Annotated in this window: 4 protein-coding genes and 1 pseudogene; 1 reads left to right on the top strand and 4 read right to left on the bottom strand. The window is 59.4% G+C overall.

Going from position 1 to position 5592, the window contains the following annotated elements:
- The coding region (locus V6C07_RS11930; RefSeq protein ID WP_442891937.1) for a GNAT family N-acetyltransferase at window positions 1–199 on the top strand (199 nt) is incomplete at its 5' end.
- Between the two features lie 532 nt (window positions 200–731).
- Here V6C07_RS11930 and V6C07_RS11935 read toward each other — a convergent pair.
- From V6C07_RS11935 to qmoA, 4 genes and pseudogenes are all read right to left on the bottom strand, one after another.
- Window positions 732–1457: a hypothetical protein gene (locus tag V6C07_RS11935; protein ID WP_333536703.1), complete on the bottom strand. Its 726-nt coding sequence runs from the start codon at window positions 1455–1457 to the stop codon at window positions 732–734.
- 108 nt (window positions 1458–1565) lie between these two features.
- On the bottom strand, window positions 1566–2747 hold the full coding sequence (qmoC, locus tag V6C07_RS11940; protein ID WP_333536704.1) for a quinone-interacting membrane-bound oxidoreductase complex subunit QmoC: 1182 nt from the start codon (window positions 2745–2747) through the stop codon (window positions 1566–1568).
- Window positions 2748–2760: 13 nt separating this feature from the next.
- Complete coding sequence (qmoB, locus tag V6C07_RS11945) at window positions 2761–5031, bottom strand: heterodisulfide reductase subunit B (RefSeq protein ID WP_333536705.1); 2271 nt, start codon at window positions 5029–5031, stop codon at window positions 2761–2763.
- 5 nt (window positions 5032–5036) lie between these two features.
- Window positions 5037–5592: pseudogene (qmoA, locus tag V6C07_RS11950) on the bottom strand (heterodisulfide reductase subunit A); the annotation flags it as partial.

Raw genomic sequence — 5592 nt, forward strand, 5'->3', positions numbered from 1 at the left:
GGACCGGGGCATCGGCAAGGCGCTCATCGCCTTTTGCGAAGCCGAGGCCCGGCGGCTGCGCCTCAACGCGGTGTGCCTGTACACCAATGAAAAGATGACCGCCAACCTCAGCATCTATCCCCGACTGGGCTATACGGAAACCGGCCGCCGCACCGAAGACGGCTTCAGGCGTGTCTTTTTTGAAAAGCGCCTGAGCTGACCAGCCCGGCTCTGCCATGAGACGGCCTGCCCGGCAGGCAGGTAGGCAGGCAGGCACACGCAAGGTCTCCAAGTACGGACTGATCCTGCGGCAAATGTCTGCCCGCACCGTCGCCGGAAACCGTATACAATATTGTTCCAATAAAAATCCCGCCCCTCGCAGAGGGACGGGATTTTTTAAAGTGTTGTTCGCAGCGGCCCAAAGCATCTCCACTTTGTGCCGTCTGATTTTGCCTTCCTGATTGTGCTTGCCTGCTTGTGCCTGTATGGCGGCAACGCACAATCCGGTCTTGTGACCCAGTGTTGCCCGCTGGCTTCCCTGCCCATTTCACGGCGGGGAAAGGCCGACAAACCGGGCGTTCCGTCGTCTGTCCGTTTGCTGCGGCCTAAAAAAGCCGCAGGCAAGCGCTCCAGGGCCTGTTAACACTTGAAATGCTCACCTACGGCAGGCAAAAGCCTGCCTGCTCGCATTTCGTGGCAAGGATTTTCCTGAAAATCCTTGCAGAGCTAACTCATTTCATTCGTAAACTGCTCTAGAAGCCGAAGCCTTCCGAGCTGGCCCCGGAAGAACCAAAACCGAAATCGTCGGGTACGGCGTTTTCTTCCACAGCTTCAGCCACAGCCTCGTCGCCGGAGGCGGCAAGAGCGGCGCCGGCGCCGCCGGCCATGACCATGCCCTTGAGGCCGTCCTTGATGGCGTCTTTAATATTCACAAGCAGGTCGTCATGGTTGATGGCAACCTTGCCCTGGAACTCGGCCACCTGACGGCGCAGGCCGCCCATATCGGCATTCATGGCCTTGATCTTGGCTTCCAGCTCATCCACTTTTTTGGACAGGGCCTCGGCGCGGGCCTGGGCAGGCTCAAGAACGCGCACTTGCTCTTCAAGAGCCGTGGCGGCAGCGGTTTGCGCGGCCAGGCTGTCATATGTTTCGCCAAGGTAATCAACCACATGGTCAACCATAGCCTTGGTATGGCCGTCCATGGCGGGCAGAGAAACATTATCGCCAAGCAGGCTTCTGCCGTTATTCACAAAAGCGTCCCAGGACTGCCCTTCTTTCCATTCCAGTTCCGCAAATTTTGGAAAGCAGCGGGCCAGCCATGTGGCGGCAAAAGGCCCCACAGCCTTGGCGCAGGTATCGCAGACGATGGTGCGCCCGGCCACAAAACCGGCAACTTCCTTCACGTCCACGCCTTCCTTGCCCACCACGAGGGCAAGCACGGACTCCACAGGAAAAACTTTGCGAGATGTATCGGACATGGCGGCCTCCTCCTCGGAGATCGTAATTTTATTCAAGAAAACTTTAATGCCAACAGTGCAGACTCTGTAAGCGCTCCCGGCAGCCAGCCGCCGGGAGCGCCGCGCCAACTAACTTCTGCCGTACATGCGGGCGTACAACAGGGCCGCCGTGCGGTAGACAAAATGCCCGAGCTTGGACCAGGGCAGATAGGCGAAGAGCATCCACACAAAAACCAGGTGCAGGTAATACACCAGGAATGCAGGCACAATGGCGTCCGCCAGGCGGAAGCACTGCGACAGCACACCGGTAACCGCCACCAGCCAGATGATGCCGAGCAGGTACCAGTCGTACCAGTTGGATCCCTGGAACTTGGGGTTCAGGCGCAGACGGCGCACCGTGAGAAAACCCAGGCCCAGCAGCAGCATGAGCGCGCCGATGTTGGCAAGAATTTTCACGGGGAAGGTCAGGGGCATGGGCGTTTCAAAATGGATGACGGGCATCACCTTGCCGCCCCAGTGGGCAAAAGCCACGATGGCGGTTACGCATGCCAGGATGACAAAGCTCCACACCAGCAGAAAGTGTCCGTACTTGCGGCTGGGGGTTTCTTTGCCCGTGGCGGGACCGTTTTCGCAATCGTCGAACTTGCGGTGCGTGATGACTTCATCCCACAGCACGTCCCACAAATGCCAGATCCAGCATTTTGTTTTGCCGATAACGGTGGTCTTGCCCTCGGGCTTGAAGAGCGCCCACAGCTTCATGACGCCACGCGCCAGAATGAAAAGCGCGCCAAAGAACGTCAGGATGAAGATGGGGTCAATGGTATAGTCGCCGTAGAACACCTGACCGAACACAATGCGCCCGTCGGCAGCGCGGGGGAACCACTGGCCGCCGTTGAACCCGGCGCGAATCCACCACACCACAAGCCATATCACGGCAGGGATGCCGAAGAGAATGGGCAGGCCCGAGGGCTTGCTCATCCACTTGCCCACCACGGTGGGTTCGGTCAGATCTTTATAAATTACGTTGCGCGCCGCGCCCATAAGGTCGGCGGGCTTGGCTCCGCGCGGGCAAAGGTCCGAGCAGTTGCCGCAGTTGTGGCAAAGCCACAGGTCAATATCTCCACGCAGTTTGTCTTTGAGGCCCCAGGAGGCCCACACCATTTCCTTGCGCGGATAGGGCGCATTGGCAGGAGACAGTGGGCATGCCACCGAGCATGTGGCGCACTGGTAACACTTCTTGAGGGACTCGCCCCCCGCCTCTTCCAGCGCCCTGACAAACTCCAGATCAGGTTTGATGGTAATTTGTGCCATTGCTGCCTTCCTCCTACATGCCCTTGAACGGGTTGGGGCCCATGGCCACGATGCGATCCACAAAGCCGTCAATGATGGCGGGAACCTTGTCGTATTCATCAATGGCTACTTCAAGCAGTTCCACACGCTCGGGTTCAACACCCAGACGGTTGAGCGTCTCGGCGATATTTTCCTTGCGCTTGGCGCAGATTTCCGAACCCTTCACAAAGTGGCACTGGTAGTCATCGCCATACTTGCAGCCCAGCAGCATCACGCCGTCATAGCCCTTGCTCATGGCGTCAGACACCCAGATGGCGTTGACCGAACCAAGGCAGCGCACAGGAATGATGCGGCAATAGGGGCTCCAGGGCTTGTGGCGCTCACCGGCCATATCAAGGGCAGGATAGGCGTCGTTTTCGCAGGCCAGGATGAGCACGCGGGGGCCCTCTTTCTTGAAGTCCTTGGGCACCTGCACTTCACGGATCATGGAGCCGATCTGGTCAATATTGTAGTTGGCAAAGGAGATGACACGCTCGGGACACGCGCCGAAACATGTGCCGCAACGGCGGCAGCGCGTGGGATTGAGCCGGGGCGTTCCCTTTTCGTCATCGTCCAGAGCGCCGAAGGGGCATTCTTCAGTACAGCGTTTGCACTGGGTGCAGCGCACCATATTGAACAGGGGGTAGGAAAGGTCACCTGAACGCGGGTGTACTGACACGCCGTGGCTGGCCGCCTCAATGCACTGCACGGCCTTGAGCACCGCGCCCTTGGCGTCTTCTTCGCAAGCGTCCATGGTCAGGGGCTGGCGCACGCAGCCCGCCGCGTACACGCCGGTGCGGCGCGTTTCGTAGGGGAAGCAGATGTAGTTTGAGTCGGCAAAGCCGTCAAACAGCTGCAAGTCCGGAAAGTCCGGCCCCTGGCGGTAGTCAAAGTGGATGGTCACGTCCTTTGCCGTGGTGGGCACAAGGCCCGTAGGCAGAACAACCATGTCCACATCAAGGTCAAAGTCCATGCCGAGCAGCGTGTTTTTGCACTCCACAACCATGTGGCCGCCCGCTTCACGGATGTCGGTCACATCGGCCTTTGTCATCATGACGCCCAGACGTTCCTGCATTTTCTTGTAGAAACGCTCAAGAATGCCGGGAACCGTCATATCCTTATAAAGGATGAATGCCTGGCAGGCGTCGTTGGTCTTCTCGCAGACCGTATTGGCAAGGCGCAGCATGCCCACGCTGTTAACGGCATTGGAGTAAGACAGATGCCGGAGGCTTTCGAGGTCTTCTTTCACAAAAACCTCTTCGCCTTCCTCAGCCTCGGGGGCAGCGGCCGCCGCGGGCTTTTCATCACCGGCAGGGGCGCTTTCTTCAGCGGCCTTGGCCACGGCCTGTTCGGCCATGGTGGTATCAAGCACAAAAGCGATACGGTTGGCCTTCACCTGGTCTGCCACCAGCATTTTACCGAAAGTGGCGGCGTCCACCACCATAGGGCTTTTGCCAAGACCCATGGGAGCCAGATACTTCTGGTCAAGGGCAACCCAGCCCGTAGCCAGCACCACCGCGCCCACTTCCACTTCCACAGGGCCGGAAAGCGTACCGATAACGGCTTTGAATTCCCCGGGCTGGCCTTCCAGCTTTTCCATGTGGGCATTCATGTGAATCTTGATTTTGGGATTGCCCGTAACTTCGCTGACCTTGGCCACAAGGTTGGTGGGCTGCTTGTCCGTCCAGGGCGAAACCAGGGGAGAAGCCATAGGAATATTGTTGGCGGCGCCGCCGAGCTTGTCGGCTTTTTCCACCAGCACCACCTCATAGCCCGTGGCCGCGGCTTCAAGGGCCGCCGTAAGGCCGGTCCAGCCGCCGCCGATCACCAGAATGCGCTGCACGCCCGTTACCGATGCAGGCTCGGGGGCTTCGCTCTTCTGCAGTTTCACTACGCCCATGTTCACGTAGTCTCGGGCCATGAGCGTCAGCAGTTCGGGCGCGCTGGCGGAATCAACGGGCGTTCTGTCCGGATTCTTGTACGCCTGCACGCACTGCTCACGCAGGTTCACATGTTCCACCTGCACGGGCAGACGGTACAGTTCGCCGTCCACACGAGGGGAAGCGCCGCACAGCAGCACGCCGTCCAGGCCCTGGGCCTCGATGTCGGCCCGAATTTCGTCCACGGCCAATGCCAGCACGGGAACCACCTTGACCACGGCGGTGAGGTCGCCCCACTTTGCCGAGGTCTGCGCGGCAAGCGCCTCAAGATCGAGGCCGCCGCCAATGTTCTGCTGGTCAAAATAGACGCCAATCTTACCGGACATGCCGCCTACCTCCCTTTCACCGTTTGTACCGCCTTCAGGGCGGCGGCTGTACCGGACTGAGCCGAGCGCATCACATCCAGGGGCATGCGCGCGCAACCGGCGGCAAAGATGCCGGCTTCCTCTCCGCCCGCCACAAAGCCTTCTTCATCAAGAGGCAGGGGCAGAGGCGCGTCTTCGCCGGCCAAAGAGGGCTGCATACCCGTTGCCAGCACCACAAGGTCATAGTCGAGGGTGAGCTTTTCGCCGCTTACGGCGTCTTCTGCCGTCAGGCGCACCTTGTCGCCCGCAGCCTGCACCACATCAGCGACCTTGCCCTTGACAAAATGCACGTTGGGCATGGCCTTGACCTTTTCAAGCACTTTCACGTAGCGGCCGGGAGCGCGCATATCAATATAATAAACCGTAATCTGCGTATCAGGGCTTTGCTCGGCAATGTACTGGCACTGCTTGAGCGTTGCCATACAGCAGATGTATGAACAGTAGTTCAGATGGTTCTGGTCGCGCGAACCGGCGCACTGCACAAAGGCCACGTGGTGGGGCCTGCGGCCGTCCGTGGGCCGC

The organism is Desulfovibrio sp. 1214_IL3152, from assembly GCF_036763055.1.
GTDB lineage: Bacteria > Desulfobacterota > Desulfovibrionia > Desulfovibrionales > Desulfovibrionaceae > Desulfovibrio.

Coding starts and splice junctions, on each gene's coding strand:
- qmoB (WP_333536705.1), bottom strand. CDS start 5,031: ATGTCCGGTAAGATTGGCGTCTATTTTGACCAGCAGAACATTGGCGGC.
- qmoC (WP_333536704.1), bottom strand. CDS start 2,747: ATGGCACAAATTACCATCAAACCTGATCTGGAGTTTGTCAGGGCGCTG.
- V6C07_RS11935 (WP_333536703.1), bottom strand. CDS start 1,457: ATGTCCGATACATCTCGCAAAGTTTTTCCTGTGGAGTCCGTGCTTGCC.